At 67.7% G+C, this 18,575-nt stretch carries 19 protein-coding genes; 4 read left to right on the top strand and 15 right to left on the bottom strand.

The window, feature by feature from the left end; all coding sequences use genetic code 11:
- Nucleotides 1-40: 40 nt before the first annotated feature.
- A complete protein-coding gene (locus tag D477_RS08190; protein ID WP_005268558.1) occupies nucleotides 41-841 on the bottom strand; it encodes an MIP/aquaporin family protein in 801 nt (266 codons plus the stop codon).
- 312 nt (nucleotides 842-1,153) lie between these two features.
- On the opposite strand from D477_RS08190, the gene D477_RS08185 reads away from it, so the two are divergent.
- Nucleotides 1,154-2,230, top strand: a complete 1,077-nt coding sequence (locus tag D477_RS08185; protein WP_005268557.1) for an ADP-ribosylglycohydrolase family protein — start codon at nucleotides 1,154-1,156, stop codon at nucleotides 2,228-2,230.
- Between the two features lie 24 nt (nucleotides 2,231-2,254).
- Here D477_RS08185 and D477_RS08180 read toward each other — a convergent pair whose 3' ends face one another.
- A complete protein-coding gene (locus D477_RS08180; RefSeq protein ID WP_005268556.1) occupies nucleotides 2,255-3,271 on the bottom strand; it encodes a DNA polymerase III subunit epsilon in 1,017 nt (338 codons plus the stop codon).
- A 189-nt stretch (nucleotides 3,272-3,460) separates the two neighbouring features.
- On the opposite strand from D477_RS08180, the gene D477_RS08175 reads away from it, so the two are divergent.
- The gene (locus D477_RS08175; protein WP_005268555.1) at nucleotides 3,461-4,060 is read left to right on the top strand and encodes an HAD family hydrolase; all 600 of its coding nucleotides are present in this window, start codon (nucleotides 3,461-3,463) and stop codon (nucleotides 4,058-4,060) included.
- Nucleotides 4,061-4,078: 18 nt separating this feature from the next.
- Here the strand turns inward: D477_RS08175 and D477_RS08170 are convergent, their stop codons facing one another.
- The 7 genes from D477_RS08170 to clpS all read right to left on the bottom strand — a co-directional run bounded on the left by D477_RS08170 (nucleotide 4,079) and on the right by clpS (nucleotide 9,049).
- A complete protein-coding gene (locus D477_RS08170) occupies nucleotides 4,079-4,753 on the bottom strand; it encodes a DedA family protein (RefSeq protein ID WP_005268554.1) in 675 nt (224 codons plus the stop codon).
- 120 nt (nucleotides 4,754-4,873) lie between these two features.
- A complete protein-coding gene (gene rdgB, locus D477_RS08165; protein ID WP_005268553.1) occupies nucleotides 4,874-5,491 on the bottom strand; it encodes an RdgB/HAM1 family non-canonical purine NTP pyrophosphatase in 618 nt (205 codons plus the stop codon).
- The gene (gene rph, locus D477_RS08160) at nucleotides 5,484-6,269 is read right to left on the bottom strand and encodes a ribonuclease PH (protein ID WP_005268552.1); all 786 of its coding nucleotides are present in this window, start codon (nucleotides 6,267-6,269) and stop codon (nucleotides 5,484-5,486) included. The genes rdgB and rph overlap by 8 nt, the downstream gene beginning before the upstream one ends.
- 22 nt (nucleotides 6,270-6,291) lie before the next feature.
- On the bottom strand, nucleotides 6,292-7,086 hold the full coding sequence (locus D477_RS08155; protein WP_005268551.1) for an MBL fold metallo-hydrolase: 795 nt from the start codon (nucleotides 7,084-7,086) through the stop codon (nucleotides 6,292-6,294).
- Nucleotides 7,083-8,021, bottom strand: a complete 939-nt coding sequence (gene murI, locus D477_RS08150) for a glutamate racemase (RefSeq protein WP_005268550.1) — start codon at nucleotides 8,019-8,021, stop codon at nucleotides 7,083-7,085. Before murI ends, D477_RS08155 begins: the two co-directional genes overlap by 4 nt.
- Before the next feature lie 105 nt (nucleotides 8,022-8,126).
- Nucleotides 8,127-8,693 (bottom strand): DUF2017 domain-containing protein, encoded by a 567-nt coding sequence (locus tag D477_RS08145; RefSeq protein WP_005268549.1) that lies wholly within the window; start codon nucleotides 8,691-8,693, stop codon nucleotides 8,127-8,129.
- Between the two features lie 2 nt (nucleotides 8,694-8,695).
- A complete protein-coding gene (clpS, locus tag D477_RS08140) occupies nucleotides 8,696-9,049 on the bottom strand; it encodes an ATP-dependent Clp protease adapter ClpS (RefSeq protein ID WP_005268548.1) in 354 nt (117 codons plus the stop codon).
- An 86-nt stretch (nucleotides 9,050-9,135) separates the two neighbouring features.
- Here clpS and D477_RS08135 point away from each other — a divergent pair, with 86 nt between their 5' ends.
- Nucleotides 9,136-10,467, top strand: coding sequence for a nicotinate phosphoribosyltransferase (locus tag D477_RS08135; protein ID WP_005268547.1), 1,332 nt, complete (start codon nucleotides 9,136-9,138; stop codon nucleotides 10,465-10,467).
- Nucleotides 10,464-11,081, top strand: coding sequence for an isochorismatase family protein (locus D477_RS08130; RefSeq protein WP_005268546.1), 618 nt, complete (start codon nucleotides 10,464-10,466; stop codon nucleotides 11,079-11,081). Before D477_RS08135 ends, D477_RS08130 begins: the two co-directional genes overlap by 4 nt.
- Here the strand turns inward: D477_RS08130 and D477_RS08125 are convergent, their stop codons facing one another.
- The 6 genes from D477_RS08125 to D477_RS08100 form a co-directional block, all read right to left on the bottom strand.
- The gene (locus tag D477_RS08125; RefSeq protein WP_005268545.1) at nucleotides 11,082-12,860 is read right to left on the bottom strand and encodes a DEAD/DEAH box helicase; all 1,779 of its coding nucleotides are present in this window, start codon (nucleotides 12,858-12,860) and stop codon (nucleotides 11,082-11,084) included.
- 106 nt (nucleotides 12,861-12,966) lie between these two features.
- Complete coding sequence (locus tag D477_RS08120) at nucleotides 12,967-13,278, bottom strand: DUF3039 domain-containing protein (protein ID WP_005268544.1); 312 nt, start codon at nucleotides 13,276-13,278, stop codon at nucleotides 12,967-12,969.
- 35 nt (nucleotides 13,279-13,313) lie between these two features.
- On the bottom strand, nucleotides 13,314-14,885 hold the full coding sequence (locus D477_RS08115; RefSeq protein ID WP_005268543.1) for a hypothetical protein: 1,572 nt from the start codon (nucleotides 14,883-14,885) through the stop codon (nucleotides 13,314-13,316).
- Nucleotides 14,867-15,718, bottom strand: a complete 852-nt coding sequence (locus tag D477_RS08110; RefSeq protein WP_081608513.1) for an ABC transporter ATP-binding protein — start codon at nucleotides 15,716-15,718, stop codon at nucleotides 14,867-14,869. The genes D477_RS08115 and D477_RS08110 overlap by 19 nt, the downstream gene beginning before the upstream one ends.
- Before the next feature lie 70 nt (nucleotides 15,719-15,788).
- Nucleotides 15,789-16,766 (bottom strand): tetratricopeptide repeat protein, encoded by a 978-nt coding sequence (locus tag D477_RS08105; RefSeq protein ID WP_043846174.1) that lies wholly within the window; start codon nucleotides 16,764-16,766, stop codon nucleotides 15,789-15,791.
- A 57-nt stretch (nucleotides 16,767-16,823) separates the two neighbouring features.
- A complete protein-coding gene (locus D477_RS08100; RefSeq protein ID WP_005268540.1) occupies nucleotides 16,824-18,518 on the bottom strand; it encodes a hypothetical protein in 1,695 nt (564 codons plus the stop codon).
- Nucleotides 18,519-18,575: the final 57 nt, after the last annotated feature.

The following is an 18,575-nucleotide window of genomic DNA, read 5'->3' as shown; positions in this document are numbered from 1 at the left end:
CACGCCCCGAAAAGACGTGCCGCCACCGTGGTGGAAGGCCTTACTGCTCCTCGTCCGGATTCCGGCTCGGCTTCCCGTTGAAGAAGTCCCGGGCTTCGTCGGCACCGTGGTCGCCCTGGGCCTCGGTCGGGACCGTCCTGCCGCCAGGACCTTCTGCCGCCGGAGCCGGCGCAGCATCCTCAGCCGTTGCCGCAGCGGTTTTCTGCTGCACGTGGGCTTCCGCTGAGCCGTCCGATGCGTCGCCGCCGGACTTGCTGGCAGGCACCATCTCAGCACTGCGGTACAGCAGGCCGGCAATGACCGCGCCCAGGAGCGGGGCGACCCAGAACAGCCAAAGCTCGCCCAGCGTCGCAGGGTCGGCGAAGTAGACGCCGGCAGTGGAACGGGCGGGGTTCATTCCGGCATTCGAAATGGGAATCAGGACGGCGGTCAGGACGGCGAAAGCCAGGCCGACGGCGTACGGCGCGCTGCGCAGCCGGTCCCTGCTGGACGTCGCGCCGAGGTAGACAGCCACAAGGATGGCCGTGGCGATGGTTTCGGCCAGGAACACTCCGGCCAGCCCGAAGCCCAGCTCCTCTCCGGCGGCGTACTTGTTGGCAACCAGGGTAAAGACCTGCGAGAGCTGGCTGGCGGCGGGGTGGCTGAGCAGGATCACCCACAGGACAACTGCAGCCAGGGACGTGCCGACCAGCTGGGCGATAACATAGGCCGGGACGCTCTTCCAGCTGGTGCGTCCGGCGAGCGCGCTGCCGAGCGTGATTGCGGGGTTGAAGTGGCCGCCCGAGATGTGTCCGAAGGCGAGCATGCCGGCGACGACTGCCAGGCCGAAACCGAAGGGCACAGAGAACCCGCCTGCGGGTTGAACATTCCGATGCCCATCGCCCCGAAGAACAACAGGAATGCTCCGGCAGCCTCCGCTGCAATGCGGGCGGACAGCCCGTGGCCCTCTCCGAGCCGGGGAGCACTGGCGGCTCCTGGTGCCGCTGCCTCCGGCTCTTGGGTCTGCTCTGCAGACATGTATTCTTTACCTCCTCCGGCCGGCAGCACGCCGGCATTCTGAACACAAACCGTTTCAGCGTTTCACCGCTGACTGGGAATTGGCTGAATGCCTCCCGTGCGGCAGGGCCACGGTACTCCACCCTAAACTGGTCCGGTGAATGACGTGCTGCAGCCGGCCGGTTCCGGCTCCCCTGACCCTGGTTTTCCCTCCCGCGTGCGCGGCTGCCTGTTGGGCGGCTCCCTCGGCGACCAACTGGGACATCCGGTGACCGCCAGCAGCCGCGAGGGCATCCGGCTGCGCTACGGGGCCGAGGGCCTGCGCAGCTTCGGGCAGCTGGAGACGGCACGGATTTCCGGTACGACCCAGCTGGCGCTCTACACCGTGGACGCGCTGCTTGAAGCGCTGGAGTGGGCCAACGCCGGGACCGCGGCCGATGAGACGGCGTGCCTGTGGCTGGCCTACCTGCGCTGGTATGCCGGGCAGGAAGGCGGTTTTCCCGATGCGGCCCCGCAGCCGCTGCCCCGGTGGATTGACGCCCAGCAGCTGCTGCAGGAGCGCCGGTCTCCGAGCGCGGCCAGCCTGGCGGCATTGGCGACTGGCGAAATGGGCAGCCGGGCCCGCCCAATCAATGCCGACACCGACGGTGCGGACTGTGTCGCGCGGTCCGCACCCTTCGGCCTGCTGCCCCGCGTGCCCGCCGAGATGGTCAGGCGGCTCGCCTTGGACGGTGCAGCGCTGACCCACGGACGTCCCGCCGCCCAGCAGAGTGCGGCTGCCTTCAGCTCGCTCGTCCACGTACTCGTGCACCAGGGCGCAGCCCCGGCGGACGCGGCCACCGCCGTGCTGGCCGCCACCGAGGCCATCCCGGCTGCAGCTGGGTTGGCCGGACGGCTCAAGGCGGCCCTACGGTTGGGCCAAGCCGGACCGGTGCCGGCGGAAGCCGTCAGCGGGGAGCTCGGTGCCGGGCTGGAGGCCGACGAGGCCCTCGCCGTCGCTCTTTACGCAGTCCTCGCCGGCCATGCTTCGGATCCCCAAGAGCATTTCCGCGCAGCTTTGGCCCTTGCAGTTAATATCGACGGCGACAGCTCGTGTACCGGCAGCATCGCCGGCAGCCTGCTCGGCGCCTATTACGGTGAGGCCGGCCTGCCGCCGGAATGGCTCGCCGCAGCAGAGGGAACCGACGAAGTCAACGGCATGGCCGGCCTGTTCCTCGCCCAGACCGTCGGCTGAGGGGTACAGCGGCACCCCGGCGGTTCAGACGCTGGCCGCGGGCCAGTCGCCGCCGAGCATCTGGAGGAACTCGCCCTCGGAGAGGACCTCGATCTGCTGGCCGCGGCCGTGCAGCTGGAGCACCTTCTGCGCCTTCGCCGTAAGCCGGCCGCGCTTGAGGTCGGCGGCGACAAAGCCATCGCCGACCACGAGGACCGTGGTCTTGCGGGTGACGCTGCTGGCCGGCTGGGCGCCCAGCGCTGCCGCGCGGATCTTGGCCTGCTGCCGCTCGATGCCAAGGTTTCCGGTGAAGACTACGGTCTGGCCGTACAGCGGATGGGCTGCGTCCGCCTGGGGATTGGCCGGCGGATTGGAACCCTCCTGCGGCCAGTAGGTCCAGGCCGTCTGCGGTGCAGCTCCGCCGGCGGCCGACAGCTGAAGCCGCTCCCGGGCGGCCACCGTCGGCTTGGAAAGGCCGTCCCGGCCCGGAACATACTCCTGCAGCCGGGACGGATTCAGCTGCAGGCCGAGCATCAGCTCGGCCACACTGGAGGCTTCGCGCCGGCGGGCGATGTCGATCATGATCCCGGCACAGGCCCGCGCGTCCTCCACCGCGTCATGGTGGTTCTGCAGCGGCACGCCGGCGGCCTCGGCGACGAACGGCAGCGAATAGGACACCAGGGAGTAGCTCCGGCGGGACAGGATGACGGTGCAGGCGTAGTCGTAGGCCGGCCCGGCCAGCTCCGACACCTCAAGTGCCGACCGGATGACGCCAAGGTCGAAGGCGGCGTTGTGCGCCACGAGGAGGTCGGCACCGATGAAACCGGCGATCTCGGGGAACACGTCGCAGAAGCGGGGCTGGTCCGCGACCATCCCGGCGGTGATCCCGTGAATCTGCACATTGCGCGGATCGAAATGGTCGAAGCCTTCCGGCGGGCGCATCAGCCAAGACGCTTCCTCAACGACTTTGCCGTCGCGTACCTTGCTCAGTCCGACTGAACATGGGGAGCCCCGGAACCCGTTTGCTGTTTCGAAGTCAATGGCCGTGAACTCAATTCCCACGCCCCACAGGCTACCTTTCGGTGCCGACAGTCAGCGGGAGGCACGACGACGGCGACCCGAAACTGTGGAACCTTTTGGCTCCCAAGCCCGGGCGCCGGGGTTTGGTCAGGGGCGGTGCGGGCAAACTTCACCCATTGTTTACACCCGAGCACTTCCTTGCCTCCGGAGCAGGGGGTCTACTCTGGTGGCATGGAGAAGGTAGCCGCCGGGAGCTGGTATCTGTTCGACTACGGCATGGTGATCTCCACGGCCCCGGAAGACGCGGACTGGCTGGCCATGGAGGAAGCCGCCGGAATCGACCTGCGGCATCCTTCAAGCAGCTATTGGCTGCATCGGCGGGACTATGACGAGGGCCGGCTCAACTCGGTCGACTACTGGTCCCTGGTCCTGGGCTCCCGGGTTTCAACGGGCAGGGCAGCCGAGCTTGATTCCCTCGATGCCATCCAGTGGTCCCACCTGAACCTGGACACCCTGGACGTGCTGGAGCTGCTGGTCTCGCGTGCGGCCGGGCTGGCCGTTTTGTCCAACATGCCCGCGGCGATGGCCGACGAATTCGACGGCGCGGCCTGGACCAAGTATTTCGACCACCGCTTCTACAGCTCGCGCATCGGGATGACGAAGCCGGATCCGGGAGTCTTCCAGCATGTGCTGTCCGCGCTGGAGGCAGAGCCTTCGTCAATAGTTTTTATCGACGACAAAGCGGAAAACATCGCTGCCGCAGCCGCGCTCGGCTTCAGCACCATTCACCATGTGCCCGGCACGGACCTGATGCGCGAGCTGCGGCTGTAGGCAGCGGCGGCGCCGGATTCAGGAAGAGGACTTCTTCCGGTTGCGCAGCTTGATGACCTTGGACGTGATCCAATACGCGGCGAAGAGAACGACGGCGGCAATCACGATCTTTTGGAAGATGCCGGCGTACTGCTCGACGATGTGCCAGTTCTCGCCCAGATAGAAGCCGGCGAGCACGAAGATCGTGTTCCAGATCAGGCTGCCGGCCGCCGTGAGCCCCAGGAACCTCCAAATGGGCATGCGTTCGATGCCGGCCGGGATCGAGATCAGTGACCGGAAGATGGGAATCATCCGGCCGAAGAAGACCGCGCTGTAGCCGTGCCGGTTGAACCAGCCTTCCGTCCGTTCCACGTCCTCGACGTCCACCAGCGGCAGCTTGTCCGCAATGGCCAGCATACGGCGCCGGCCGAGGGCAGCACCGATGCCGTAGAGCAACCAGGCCCCCAATACGGAACCGAGCGTGGTCCAGAGCAGCGCCTCGACCAGGGTGAAGTTGCCGCGGCTGGCAGTAAACCCTGCCAGCGGCAGGATGACCTCGCTGGGCAGCGGCGGAAAAAGGTTCTCCAAGGCGATGGCCAGGCCTGCCCCCGGAGCGCCGATCGTCTCCATCACGTCCACAGCCCACTGGGCAACGCCCGTTAGGTTGGAGGCGGAACCGGAGGATTGGGCAGCAACGGAGGCAGCGATACTCATAGTGCCTTCCAGTTTGCACTATCGCCCGGCGGGCGGCGAACTACCGCGGCCGCTCCGTGACCAAGACCACCCCGGCCCCCGCCGGCGTCGCGGGAGCCAGCGGGAGGATCGGCAGGAGAGTCAGGATAGTGCCTTGACCAGATGCGGCAGCAGTGCCCGGAAAGCCTGGCCGCGGTGGCTGATCCGGTTTTTCTCCTCCGGGCTGAGCTCCGCGCAGCTGCGGTCCATCCCCTCGGGCTGGAGGATCGGGTCGTAACCGAACCCGCCGCCGCCCCGCGGCTCGGTCAGCAGGACCCCGGCCAGGCGGCCTTCCTCGACGGCTTCGAATCCGGCCGAGACGACACTGGCCGCGCACACAAAGGCGGCGGCGCGGTGCGGCGGCGCAATATCCGACAGCTGGTCGAGCAGGAGCTGCAGGTTGGCTGCATCGTCGCCATGGGCACCCGCCCAGCGCGCGGAAAAGATGCCGGGGGCGCCGCCGAGGACATCCACCGCCAGTCCGGAATCGTCCGCCACGGCAACCAGGCCGGTGGCAGCGGCTACGGCGCGCGCCTTCAGCAATGAATTCTCCGCAAAGGTCAGTCCCGTCTCGGGCACATCCGGGGCTCCGGCAGCGGCGGCGTCGATGACCTGCGTGTCCACGTCCAGTCCGGGCACCTGCCCGCGCAGCAGCTCACGAAGTTCCCTCAGCTTGCCGGGGTTGCGGGTTGCCAGAACCAGCCGCGGGGACTCAGCCACGGATGACCTCCGCCAGCGTCCCGGCGAGCGTGTCACGCTGGATCTGGGCCAGCTGCGCCGTGCCCGCCAGTGCCAGGTCTAGCAGTGCGTTCAGCTCATCGCGGTCGAACGGCGCCCCTTCCGCCGTGCCCTGGACTTCGACGAACTGGCCCGAACCGGTGACGACGACGTTCATGTCGGTCTCCGCGCGGACATCCTCGACATACGGCAGGTCCAGCATGGGGGCGCCGTCGATAATGCCAACGCTCACGGCGGCGACCGTGTCGGTCAGCGGACTCGCCGAACGCGCCACCAGCTTGTTGTCCTTCGCCCACCGCAAGGCGTCCGCCAGCGCAACGTAGGCGCCGGTAATGGCGGCCGTCCGGGTTCCGCCGTCGGCCTGCAGGACATCGCAGTCCAGCACGATGGTGTTCTCGCCCAGCGCCTTCAGGTCGATGATCGAGCGCAGGGACCGGCCGATCAGCCGGGAGATCTCATGGGTGCGGCCGCCGATTTTGCCTTTGACGGACTCGCGGTCCGACCGGGTGTTGGTGGCCCGCGGCAGCATCGCGTACTCCGCCGTGACCCAGCCCCTGCCCTCCCCCTTGAGCCAGCGCGGAACGCCGGCGGTGACCGAGGCAGTGCACAGCACCCGGGTGTTGCCGAACTCGATCAGCGCCGACCCCTCCGCCTGGTTGGACCAGCCGCGGGTGATGCTGATCGGGCGCAGCTGGTCCGGACTCCGACCGTCGGCTCGGACAATGGCGGGCGCGGCAGAGCTGGGTTCAACTGAAGTCATGGCTCCACCTTATCGTTCCCGTTCAGATGACGTAGCTGACGCCGGCGACGGCAACCGCCAGGTCGCCGGAGTAGCTTTCGCGGGCTTCCTGGACCGTCCGCACGGAATCGTTCCACACCGGCAGGTGGGTCAGCAGCAGCCGCCGCACCTCCGCTTCGGTCGCGGCCGCCCCGGCGCGCTTGCCGGTCAGGTGGATGCCCTCGATCGCGTCGTCACGGCCCTCGTGGTAGGCCGCCTCGCACAGGAACATGTCGGAGCCGCGGGCAGCTTCGACCAGTTCCGGGCAGCTGTCGGTATCGCCGGAATAGGTCAGCACGCGTGTCACCGGACCGTCAGGGCCGGGCTCCACTGCTTCCACGCGCATGGCGTACGCCTCGTCCACCGGATGGCGGACCGGGTAGGGAGTGATGCTGAAGGGTCCGAGCTTGACCGTTTCGCGGGCGGACCAGCTGTGGAACTCGAACTCCTCGGTCATTCCCGGGTCGGGGTCCAGGCCGTACGCGGTGGCCATCCGCAGCGCGGTGTCCTCCGGGCCCCAGACCGGAATCCGGCCCTTGGACCAGCCGTCGGGGTGCCAGCGGACCGCCACATGCAGGCCGCACAGATCCATGCAGTGGTCCGGGTGGAGGTGGCTGAGGAAGACCGCGTCGATGTCCTCCAGATCCAGATAGCGCTGGGCCGTTCCGAGGGCGCCGTTGCCCAGGTCCAGCAGGATCCGCCACGTGCGTTCGCCGTCGAAAGCCGAAACCAGATAGCAGGAGGCCGGCGAAAGCGGACCGGGGAAGGAGCCGGTGCATCCCACGACAGTCAGGTTCATGCCTGGTCCCCCGCACTCCCGGCGCCGGCCAGCGACCCCTGGCGTGCGGCCGCGATCATCTCGTCCGTGATCCGCGCGATGGCACCGGTCGGATACTGGGCGGAGACGTGGTCCACGTGCTCGACCGTGCGGACTTCAGGCCCTAGGAAACGGCGGGCCAGCACCTCGAACCGGGAAGCGTCGCCGGTGGCGATGAAGTGGTGCTGCGGGACCGAGCCGTCCTGGCGGAGCAGTCCGTTGCCCACCAGCGCACGATAGACGTCCTTGGCGGTTTCCTCGGCACTGGAAACCAGCGTGACATCGTCTCCCATGACGTACGAGATGACGCCCGTGAGCAGCGGGTAGTGCGTGCAGCCCAGGACCAAGGTGTCGACGCCGGCATCCTGCAAGGGGGCAAGGTAGCGTTCCGCAGTGGTCAGCAGCTCATCGCCCGCGGTCACACCGGCTTCGACGTATTCGACGAAGCGCGGACAGGCGACCGACGTGATCTCCAGGTGCGGCGCGGCCGCGAACGTATCTTCGTAAGCCCGCGATCCGACCGTCGCCGCAGTGCCGATCACGCCGATCCGGCCGCTGCGGGTTGAGGCGACGGCGCGGCGGACGGCCGGCTGGATGACCTCGATCACCGGGATCCCGTACCGCGCGGTGTAGCGCTCCCGGGCATCTCGCAGCACTGCGGCCGAGGCGGAGTTGCAGGCGATCACGAGTACCTTGACGCCCGAGTCGACGAGCTCATCCATCACGCCGAGGGCGTTGGCCCGCACCTCGGCGATCGGCAGCGGGCCGTAGGGGCCGTTGGCCGTATCGCCGACGTAGAGGACGGATTCCTGCGGCAGCTGGTCGATCACCGCGCGGGCGACGGTCAGGCCGCCGACGCCGGAGTCGAAAATACCGATCGGCGCCGAAGGCTGGCTGGTTCGTGGCGAAGCACTCATGTCCGGGCTCATGGTCTATCGAGGATATGCCGTGGGCAAGGCTTTGTTGAACTTTGACCCCTGCCCTGTAAGCCATCTCACACCCACGAACCCGGCCTGCCGGACCTACTCCGGCTGCCGCAGGCCGGCCAGAAGCGACTGCATCAGGGATTCCTGCAGCCAAGTCATGAAGTTGTAGACCAGGGCCAGGTATGTCTGCAGGTCTTCGGCCTGCGACCAGTCGTCGATCTCATGCAGCGCCTGGGCGTCCTCGTCCGTCTCGATATCGAGCCGGTCCGCCAGCACCAGCCGGACATCGTTGATGGCGCGGGCCAACAGCTGGGCCTGCTCCGGAGTCAGCAGCAGCGGGTTCTGCTCCAGCAGCAGCGCACCCGCCCGCAGGGCAGCCACCTTGTCCTCCCGAAGCGAGCGTTCGGTGAGGCGGCGGAACTCCAGGGATTCGCCGTCGTCATCCTTGACTCCGTCCGGAAGCAGCCGCAGCAGCGCGCTGTCCTCCGGTCTGGCTGCGTTGGTGTCCAGCCCGACCAAGGCGGCCAGCGGATCTTCGTCCGCGGCAGCGGTGCGTTCGAGCATGCTGATGACGTCTTCGAACAGCCGGCGGACCAGGTCCCGCTCGGCCCGCTCCAGCTCGCCGGCGATTCCCTTGCGCGTCTTCCTGAAAGCCTTCGCCATGCCTACGCCTGGTCCGCTTTCCGGAAGGTGGCCCACAGCCCGAATGAGTGCATCGCCTGCGTGTCCCGTTCGGCTTCTTCGCGCGTGCCGCTGGAGACAACGGACTTGCCCTGCTGGTGCACCTGCAGCATCAGCGTGTTGGCCTTGGCTTCGGGGTAGCCGAAGTAGCTTTGGAAGACGTAGCTGACGTAGCTCATCAGGTTGACCGGGTCGTTCCAGACCAAGACCACCCACGGCACATCCGTAGCCGTGCTTTCGCTGGTGCCGGTGTACCGCTCGGTTTCGGCCTCGACGTCAACAACGGTGTTCTCCACCACCGGGGACAGCGCTGGAAGCAGCTCAATGGTTGATGACATGGCTTCCATTGTAGGCCGCTGCCGCAGCCGCCGCCCGTTCGGCCGGCGGGTACTCAAGGCGCGGCTGCTTGATTAGAGTTTGAGGTGTGAGTACCGAAACAGGCTGGGTTCCGCCCGCGACATCCCTGTACACCGACCACTACGAGCTGACCATGCTCCAGGCGGCCCTGCGCTCCGGCGCTGCGCACCGGCGCTCGGTTTTCGAAGCGTTCGCCCGGCGGCTGCCGGACGGACGACGCTACGGCGTGGTGGCCGGCACCGGCCGGATCCTCGAAGGCCTCCGCAGCTTCACGTTCAGCGAGGAACAACTGGAGTTCCTGGTCCGGACCAATGTGGTGGACGCTCCGACCATCGACTGGCTGGCCGATTTCCGGTTCACCGGCGAGATCTACGGCTATGCCGAGGGCGAGGCCTACTTCCCCTACTCCCCCATCCTGACCGTCGAATCGAGCTTCGCCGAGGCCTGCATCCTGGAGACCTACATCCTCTCCATCCTCAACCACGACTGCGCTATTGCCTCCGCGGCCTCGCGGATGACGACGGCGGCCGGCAGCCGGCCCTGCATCGAGATGGGCTCGCGCCGCACACAGGAAGAATCCGCGGTGGCAGCCGCGCGGGCCGCTGTCATCGGCGGGTTCACCAGCACGTCGAATCTGGAGGCGGGCTACCGCTACGGCATCAAAACCGTCGGCACGGCAGCACACTCCTTCACGCTGCTGCACGACAGCGAGCGGGACGCCTTCACTGCGCAACTGGCATCATTGGGCCACGGCACCACCCTCCTGGTGGATACGTACGACGTCGAGACTGCGGTGCGCACCGCCGTCGAACTTGCCGGACCTGACCTGGGTGGAGTCCGGCTGGATTCCGGGGACCTGGTCACCCAGGCGCAGTGGGTGCGCCGCCTCCTGGACGACCTGGGCAACCACAACACCCACATCACCGTCACGTCGGACCTGGATGAGTACGCCATCGCGGCGCTGGCCTCGGCGCCGGTGGATTCCTACGGCGTCGGCACGGAACTGGTCACCGGTTCCGGGGCCCCGACTGCCAGCATGGTATACAAGCTCGTCAGCAGGGAGAACGACGACGGAGTGCAGGTTTCCGTCGCGAAGGCCGCCAAGAACAAGATGTCGCGCGGCGGCCGCAAATACGCCCTGCGCCGCCTGGACGACCACGGCGTGGCCACTGCGGAAGTGGTAGGCATCGGGCACCGGCCGGAGCGGGACAGCAACGACCGGCCGCTGCTGGAGCAGTTCGTGAAGAACGGCGAGTTGCTGCCCGGGTTCACCGGGGCGGAAGCAGTCCAGCGGGCGGCGGAGCGGCACCGGCTGTCGCTGGCGGAACTGCCCGGCACCCACCGCCGGCTGCAGCGCGGCGAGGCAGTCATTCCCACCGAGTTCGAGGAGCAGCCATGACACGGGCACTGGTCATTGTTGATGTGCAGAACGACTTCTGCGAAGGCGGCGCTCTGGGGGTCGATGGCGGTGCCCGGGTGGCCGCGGACCTAAGCGAGCATCTGGAGGAAAACGGTGCCGGCTACGATTTCGTGGTCGCCACCCAGGACTGGCATGTCGATCCGGGCAGCCACTTCTCCGATACCCCGGACTTCGTCGACAGCTGGCCCCCGCACTGCGTGGCCGGGTCGAAGGGGGCGCAGCTGCATCCTGACCTGGACACCGAGCCGATCGACGCCTATTTCCGCAAGGGAGCCTTCGAGGCGGCCTATTCCGGTTTTGAGGGGGTGCTGGCGCCGGAGGACGAGGTTGCCACCGGAGACTTGGACGAGGACGCGGATTCGGACGAAGACGTCATCACCCTCGACGACTGGCTGCGCCAGAACGACGTCGACGAACTGGTCATTACCGGCATCGCGACCGACTATTGCGTCCGGGCCACGGCTCTCGACGCGGTGCAGGCCGGCTACACCACCGCCGTGCTGCTGCCGCTGACCGCCGGCATCAATGAGCAGCGGGTCGCCGAAACCGTCGCAGAACTGGAAGACAACGGGATCGAGGTCATCCAGGACTGACTACTTGCGGCCGATGAACCAGTCCTGGAGCTTCTTCAGGCGCTTGTTCAGCTGCTCCTCGTTGGCCTGCGCTACGGGCGGTCCGCCGCAGATCCGGCGCAGCTCCGAGTGCACTACGCCGTGCGGCATGCCGGAGCGGGCAGACCAGGCGGAGACGTTCTTGGCCAGCTGGTTGCGAAGCTCGGTCAGCTGCCGGTGGTCGACGACGGCGGGCTGCGGGTCAGCGGCAGCGGCACTGGTGCGGCGCTTGCGGGACTGCTGTTCATGCTGGCGCTGGCGCAGCAGCACTCCCACTTGCTCGGCGTCCAGCAGGCCCGGGATGCCCAGGAAGTCCAGCTCGTCGTCGGAACCGATCTCGCCGCCAGTGCCGAATTCGCCGCCGTCGAACAGCACCCTGTCGAACGCGGCCTGCGATTCGAGCGCTTCGTACTTGCCCTTGGTCAGCGAGTCGGACGCCTTCTCTTCCCGGTTCGCGGCCTCCATCAGGCCTTCTTCCGGAAGGAAGTCGTCGTTGTCCTTCTCGGGGCGGTCCAGCGCGTGGTCCCGCTCGAGTTCCATCTGGTTGGCCAGCTGCATCAGGTTGGGCACCGAGGGCAGGAAGACCGACGCCGTCTCGCCGCGTTTCCGCGCGCGCACGAAACGGCCCACGGCCTGGGCGAAGAACAGCGGCGTGGCAGTCGAGGTGGCATACACACCGACGGCAAGGCGCGGCACGTCCACGCCTTCGGACACCATCCGCACGGCCACCATCCAGCGGCTGTCGCCGGCGGAAAACTCTTCGATCTTCTCCGAGGCGCCCGCGTCGTCGGACAGGATGACGGTCGGCGATTCCCCGGTAATGCGGCTGAGTTGGCCGGCATAGGCCCGGGCATCCTCGTGGTCGGTGGCGATCACCAGTCCGCCGGCGTCAGGCACTGCACGCCGCACCTCGGTCAGCCGCTTGTCCGCGGCGGCCAGCACGGCCGGTATCCACTGGCCCTGCGGGTTCAGGGCAGTACGCCAGGCCTGGGCAGTGACATCCTTGGTCACGGCGGCTTCACCCAGCGAGGCAGCCATCTCGTCCCCCGCACTGGTCCGCCAGCGCATCTGGCCGGAGTAGGCCATGAAGATGACCGGACGGACAACATGGTCGCGAAGGGCACTGCCGTAGCCGTAGGTGTAGTCGGCGCGGGACCGGCGGATGCCGTCCTTGTCTTCCGCATACTCGACGAACGGGATGGCCGCAGTGTCCGAGCGGAACGGCGTACCGGTCAGCGCCAGCCGGCGGGTGGCCGGTTCGAACGCCTCGCGGATGCCGTCGCCCCAACTGAGGGCGTCGCCGCCGTGGTGGATTTCGTCGAGGATCACCAGGGTCCGGGCGGCCTCCGTCTTGGCTCGGTGCAGCATCGGCTTCATCGCCACCTGTGCATAGGTGACGGCCACGCCGATGAAGTCCCGGCCGTGCTGGCCGTCGGAGTTTTTGAAGTTGGGGTCGATGGACAGGCCCACGCGTGCCGCCGCATCCGCCCACTGGCGCTTGAGGTGGTCCGTAGGCGCGACGACGACGATCCGGTTCACGGTTCCACGGTCCACCAATTCAGTGGCCGCCCGGAGCGCGAAAGTAGTCTTGCCAGCTCCCGGAGTAGCGACGGCGAGGAAGTCCTGGGGCGCGAGCGTAAAGTATTTGTCCAGCGCCTCAGCCTGCCACTGGCGCAGCTTGGGGGCGGTGCCCCACGCCGCGCGTTCCGGGTAGGCCGGAGGCAGTGCCGGGCCGGAGCCGAATAGTGTCTCTTGGCTCATCTGGGCGGAAGCTCCTTGCGGTGCGATTCGGTTGATCGTTTGAGGCATTCGGGCATGCCAAAGCCGCGGCCAGCCGGTTGCAGCCGGCTGGCCGGAGGGTCAAACGCTACTTGTCCTTGCCGGAGCCATCATTGCCCGGGCGGAGACCCTCGTAGATCTCCTTGCACTCCGGGCAGACCGGGAACTTGTTCGGGTCCCGTCCGGGAACCCAGACCTTGCCGCACAGGGCGATCACGGGTTCCCCGGTCAGGGCGGACTCCATGATCTTTTCCTTGCGCACGTAGTGGGCAAAGCGCTCCCGGTCCCCCGGCTCGAGCTCCTCGCGCTGCTCTTCGCGCTCGATCGTCGCGGTCGAACCGCCGGGCCCCTGCGGCTGGCGATACGGGTCGTTCTCGAAAGGATCAGGGGGCAAAGTCATGGAACCATCTTAGCGGCTCGGGGCCCCGGGACGGCTCACTTGTTGACCGCAACAGCCTGGAGCAGCTCGGGAGCCCGGCGGTCGTACCACTTGCCGCCGATGCGTAGGCCCGCCACCAGCAGGACCGTCCCAAGAACCAGGCCGACGACCAGCGTGAGCCAGCTCCACAGCGGAGCGCCGGTGAGCACGGCCGCCAGCGCCAACGCCGCTTCCGGCAGAGCCAGCAGCACCAGCACCCCCATACCGAGCATCTGCACGATCATCATCCGCGCTGTCGAACCCGGCGGCGTCTTGAAGGGGCTCTCCCCCGGCAGCGGCACGTTGTAGGTGTAGCGTGCCGACACCACGCTGGAGAGCCCGAACCCGCTCAACAGTACGCCGAGCGAGAGCCCGAGCGTGGCCGGCAGCAGATGCCACGGCCCAAGGAAGAAGAACGGCGCGACGGCGAACACCAGGGTGACCGAGAGCGCGAAGACTGCACAGGCAAAGACCCGACCGGCGCGGTCGGCCATCCCGCTGACGCCCGTGGTGATGTGGAGGGCAAAGGCGGTGTTGTCGTAGGAGATGTCGGCCGAGATTCCGAACGAGAGGAGGAACGCCATGATCGGTCCGAGCCACAGCATGAAGGAGAAGTCCCCGCTCTGCGACAACGCGAAGACCATCACGACCGGGATCAGCGGAACCGAGATGAGGGAAGCGCCATAGCGCGGATCCTTAAACCAGTAGGTCAGCGCCCGGGCCGCCACCGCACCGGTCGGGGTGGCCGGGAAGCGGGAAAACCAGCCCAGCTTGCCGGCGCCCTTGCGCGCCACTGCGTTGTAGGGCGGCGTGACCAGGGCACGCGCCAGGCTCAACTTCCACAGCCAAGCGACCAGGCCCAGGAAAACCAGGCCGATGCCGAACCGGGCGGCGGCAACGCCCCAATCGCCCAAGGCGATATCGCCCGGAACAGCCCAGATGCTGCCCAGCGGCTTCCAAGCCAGCGTTTCGGCCAGCGACGGAAGGAAATCCCGCGAGTTGCCGAGACCTTCAGTAATCCCCGCGATGATCGGACCGAGCAGCATCAGCGGGATAATGCCAATCACGCCGCTCAGGTCCTTGAACCGGCGCGAACTCGCCAGCGTCGTGGACGCGGACGTTGTCAGGCGGGACAGCACTACCGCGGTGAGGGCAGCGACGGCGGCGCACGGCACAGCCGCGATCATCGCCGCCGGATGCTGCCACCAGGCCGCGGCTTGCCCCAGCGACGCCAACAGGGTCATAGCCCCGGGAATCCCCACGAGGCCTCCCACGGCCAACCCGGCCAGCAGGTGCGGCATCGGCACGGCGAAGGTGACAAAGCGCGCGGGGTCCAGAGTCATATCCACCCCGGTAGCGACCAGCGGTATCAGCGCCCAGCCCAGGAACACAGCCGCGCCGGCGAGGATGATCGCGGTACGCGCGATATCGGGCTCGCCGCTGCCGAGGAAGACCAGTCCGACAAGGAGCATGCCGAGGACGCCGAGGGCGTAGAGTCCGCCGAGGATCACGCCCACGAGCGGCCAGGGGCTGCGCTTGAAACCGTTGCGCAGCAGCGTCAGTTTAAGCCTTACGAGGTGCGCAACCACGACAGCCCCTCCGACTGGCTCCGGCCCCCAACCAGCTGGACAAAGCGGTCTTCGAGGCTCGCCCCGTCGCGTACCTCCTCGACGGTCCCGGCCGCCAGCACGTTGCCGTTGGCGATCACGGCAACGTGGTCGCACATCCGTTGCACCAAATCCATCACATGGCTGGAGACGATGACGGTTCCGCCGGAGGCGACATAGTCGTGCAGGATGTCCCGGATGTTCGCGGCAGAGACGGGATCGACGGCTTCGAACGGCTCGTCAAGCACCAGCAGCTTCGGCGCATGGATGAGGGCGGAGGCCAGCGCAATCTTCTTGGTCATGCCCGCCGAGTAGTCGACCACGAGGGTACCGGCGTCGTTGGCCAGGTCGAGGGCGCGCAGCAGGTCCGCCACCCGGGAGGCAACGGTTTCGCGGTCCATGCCGCGCAGCAGCCCGGCATAGCTCACCAGCTGCTCGCCGGTGAGCCGGTCGAAGAGCCGCACCCCGTCGGGCAGCACACCCATCAGCTTCTTGGCTTCCAGCGGGTGCGTCCAGACTTCGGTTCCGTGCACCCGGACCTGGCCGTAGTCGGGACGCAGCAGTCCGGTGGCCATCGATAGCGTGGTCGTCTTGCCGGCACCATTGGGGCCGACGAGGCCGTAGAAGGAGCCTGCCGGCACATCCAGGTTGACCCCGTTGACCGCGACCTTCTCGCCGAACCGTTTGGCCAGGCCGCGCACGGCCAAGGCAGGAGCTTCGGGCTGCGGGTGCTCAGGCAGTTCCGGTCCGGTGCCTTCGGGCACGGGGTCGTGCGGTGTCGAACCGGCAGGCGGCACAAAGTCGGGGGATGTCATAGAGCCCAACGTAACAACGGGCCGGCGGCGGAGGCATCATCCGCAAGGACTAAATCCCCTCGTGAGGCCCTTAGAACAGGGCTCTCGCCAGGGCCTGCCGTGCCTTCGAGACGCGGGGGTCGGCGGCACCGACCACCTCGAAGAGTTCCACCAGCCGCGCGCGTGCTGCTTCGCGCTCGTCCCCGGCGTGCAGGCTGACGAATTTCACCAGGCGCGCGAAGGCGTCCTCGACATGGCCGCCGGAGACGTCCAGGTCGGCAACGGCGAGCTGGGCCTCCAGGTCGTCGGAACTGGCAGCGGCGGCTTCGCGCACGGCGTTGGGATCCGCCCCTTCCAGCCGCTGCATCAGTTCCACCTGGGCCAGACCGCTGCGTGCCTCGTTATCCGCCGGACTCTCGGCCAGGGCCTTCCGGTAGGCCGCGGCTGCAGCGGCGTAGTCCCCGGCTTCGATGGCGTCGAACGCCTCCTGGTGCAACGGCGGCAGCGGCGGCTCCTCCTGCGGTCCGCCTGAGCCGGACGGCGCGGTGCCGGTGACTCCGTTGGCCTCCGCCACCTTGAGCAGTTCGGTGACGAAGGAACGCAGTTCCTCCTCGCTGGCGACTCCCTGGAAGAGTGGGATCGGCTGTCCCTTGAGCAGCGCCACCGCGGCAGGAACGCTCTGCAGCTGGAAGGCCTGGCCGATCTGCGGATTCGCATCAACGTCCACCCGGCCGAGCACGAACCGGCCTGCATACTCGGCAGCCACCTTGTCCATGGCGGCCGACAGCTGCTTGGCCAGATCGCTGTAGGAGGCAGTGAGCTCCACGATCACCGGGACCTGTGCCGACAGCTGGACCAGGGACGGGAAGCTCTCCTGGTTGATGTCCACGATGTAGGCCGGGCGTTCCCCAGCCGCTTCGCCTGCCGGCTGGCCCGGCCCGGCCTGGCCGGAGCCGCCGGCGGGAACACCCGCGGGTGGCTGAGGCCGCTTGAGCGCTGACAGGTCCACGGCTCCGCGGAGGTTGACAGAAGCTGGCGCAGGGCCGCGCCCTGCAGCTGGTGTGGTCATGAACATCACCCTAGTACGATCCCGGGCAGCGGGCGGAATCCGCCGAGAGCGCCGCCGCTACTTGATTTTGGCGTCGACAAGGTCCTGTGCCACGCCGATCACGCTGACCGGTTCCTTGGCGCCCGTCGGGGGAACGTAGACCGCCACCGACTCACCATAGGTGACGTCTACGCCAGAGGTCGTGGAACGCTCTCCGGCCAACGTGGCGAACTCGTCCGACAGTTCGACGGTAGCGCCGGGTTCAGCCGGGACACTGCTCATCACATTGCTGATGTAGCCGAAAACCATCGCACCGCCGTCGGCAGTCTTCAAGGCGCGCACCGAGTCCGGTGCCACCTTGCGGCTGAAGGTGATGTCGGCATTCTCGTTGGCCTTGACCTGGGCGTCCTGGAAGGAACGGATCTGGTCAGTGAAGGTGTTCTTGGCCACCTTGTCGGCGTTCTTGCCGCCATTGAGGTTGGCGGCCAGCAGTTCGAGGGCATCCTTGGGCGCATGCAGCAGGCCGTCCGCGGCGTCCGGGGCGACGGCGGCCGTCCCGCCGGCTTCGCTGGCGACCTGCGGGAAGGTCGTGCCGGGCAGCATCTGCACGGCTTCCACCATCTTGTAGTTCTCCCGGGGACCGCCCTGCGAGAGCACGATCACTTGCGGCACCTGGTTGTCCTTGCCCTGGGTAACAGCGACGGCGGTGCGGGGCCAGGAGGCCGTGGTGCTCACCATGGCGGTGCGCAGCGGCTCGGCGGCCACAGGGGCGGGCGCTGCTACGTCGCTGTTTTCTGCACGCACCGCGTAGTTGGCTTCGCGGAGGGTGAGCGCGGATCCGCCCACTCGGGAGGTTAGCTCCTTGGCATCCTGGGCAGAGTCCCCGGCGGCCACCGCGGCGGCTACGGAGTCCAGGATCCGGTTCAGCTGGCCATCCAGCAGCACCGGATACGCAGTACCTGCTTCACTTGAGGCTGCGGAGGATTCGGCTGCCCGGGCCGGCTGCAGGACCGTTGCCGCCAGTGCGCCGGCTGCGGCGACAGCGAACACCGGCTTGACGAGCCTGCCAGCTACGGTTTCAGCGCGTCCACGCACCCGCTGCCCCGCGGCTGAGCCAGCGGAGGCACCGGCGACGGCGGCTTCCGGATGGCCGATTCGGCTGCCCGCGTCCGGGCCTCCGGCATCGGAACCGCCACGCCGGGCGAGCACAGCCAGGGCCAGGCCCAGCACGGCCAGCAAAGCGCCGATAATGAAGAGGACCATGCTCCAAGGGGTGCTGCTGTCATTGGGCCAGCTGACGGTGACCGTTGCCGGTGCAGGCTGCTTGCCGTCGGCCGCCAGCAGGATGGACCACTCGCCCTCGGCCGGCTCGATCCAGCGGTGCTCGGTGCTGCCATTGGCAGTTTCCTCGCTGACCCACAGATCCGAACCTGCCGGGTTCGGCACTTCGGCCTCGCCTTCGACGATTTCGGCCTGAAGCTGGCCGCCATCCACGGCGCTGATCGCGGTGTGGGCGGCCTCCCCAACCCATGCCTCGACGTCTCCGGCACGGCCCACGGCCAGAAGGAATTCGCCGTCGGCCTCTACAGAGATGTCCACACGCTCGTCATGGACGCCGAAGACAGCGGGCTCGATCACGGTGACCGGCGCCGTCGACTCCCCTGCCGAATAGCTGGCGGACAGCGTCTCGGGCGGAGCCCAGACGGTGCGGAACCCGATGCCCAGCAGGATGGCCACCAGACCGGCTGCGATCAGAGCGACTGCAGTCTTCAAACGCACAAGAATACCTATCATTTGTCGCGGGAAAGCGGACCTGACCGCCGGCTCTGA

Source organism: Arthrobacter crystallopoietes BAB-32 (assembly GCF_000328305.2).
Lineage (GTDB): Bacteria > Actinomycetota > Actinomycetes > Actinomycetales > Micrococcaceae > Crystallibacter > Crystallibacter crystallopoietes_A.
Note: the sequence above shows the minus strand (reverse complement) of the source record. Positions and strands in the feature narration are given on the sequence as shown.

Coding starts and splice junctions, on each gene's coding strand:
- rph (WP_005268552.1), bottom strand. CDS start 6,269: ATGACTTCAGTTGAACCCAGCTCTGCCGCGCCCGCCATTGTCCGAGCC.
- clpS (WP_005268548.1), bottom strand. CDS start 9,049: ATGTCATCAACCATTGAGCTGCTTCCAGCGCTGTCCCCGGTGGTGGAG.
- D477_RS08105 (WP_043846174.1), bottom strand. CDS start 16,766: ATGACCACACCAGCTGCAGGGCGCGGCCCTGCGCCAGCTTCTGTCAAC.
- D477_RS08125 (WP_005268545.1), bottom strand. CDS start 12,860: ATGAGCCAAGAGACACTATTCGGCTCCGGCCCGGCACTGCCTCCGGCC.
- D477_RS08175 (WP_005268555.1), top strand. CDS start 3,461: ATGGAGAAGGTAGCCGCCGGGAGCTGGTATCTGTTCGACTACGGCATG.
- D477_RS08155 (WP_005268551.1), bottom strand. CDS start 7,086: ATGAACCTGACTGTCGTGGGATGCACCGGCTCCTTCCCCGGTCCGCTT.
- D477_RS08145 (WP_005268549.1), bottom strand. CDS start 8,693: ATGGCGAAGGCTTTCAGGAAGACGCGCAAGGGAATCGCCGGCGAGCTG.
- D477_RS08110 (WP_081608513.1), bottom strand. CDS start 15,718: ATGACATCCCCCGACTTTGTGCCGCCTGCCGGTTCGACACCGCACGAC.
- D477_RS08170 (WP_005268554.1), bottom strand. CDS start 4,753: ATGAGTATCGCTGCCTCCGTTGCTGCCCAATCCTCCGGTTCCGCCTCC.
- murI (WP_005268550.1), bottom strand. CDS start 8,021: ATGAGTGCTTCGCCACGAACCAGCCAGCCTTCGGCGCCGATCGGTATT.
- D477_RS08120 (WP_005268544.1), bottom strand. CDS start 13,278: ATGACTTTGCCCCCTGATCCTTTCGAGAACGACCCGTATCGCCAGCCG.
- D477_RS08130 (WP_005268546.1), top strand. CDS start 10,464: ATGACACGGGCACTGGTCATTGTTGATGTGCAGAACGACTTCTGCGAA.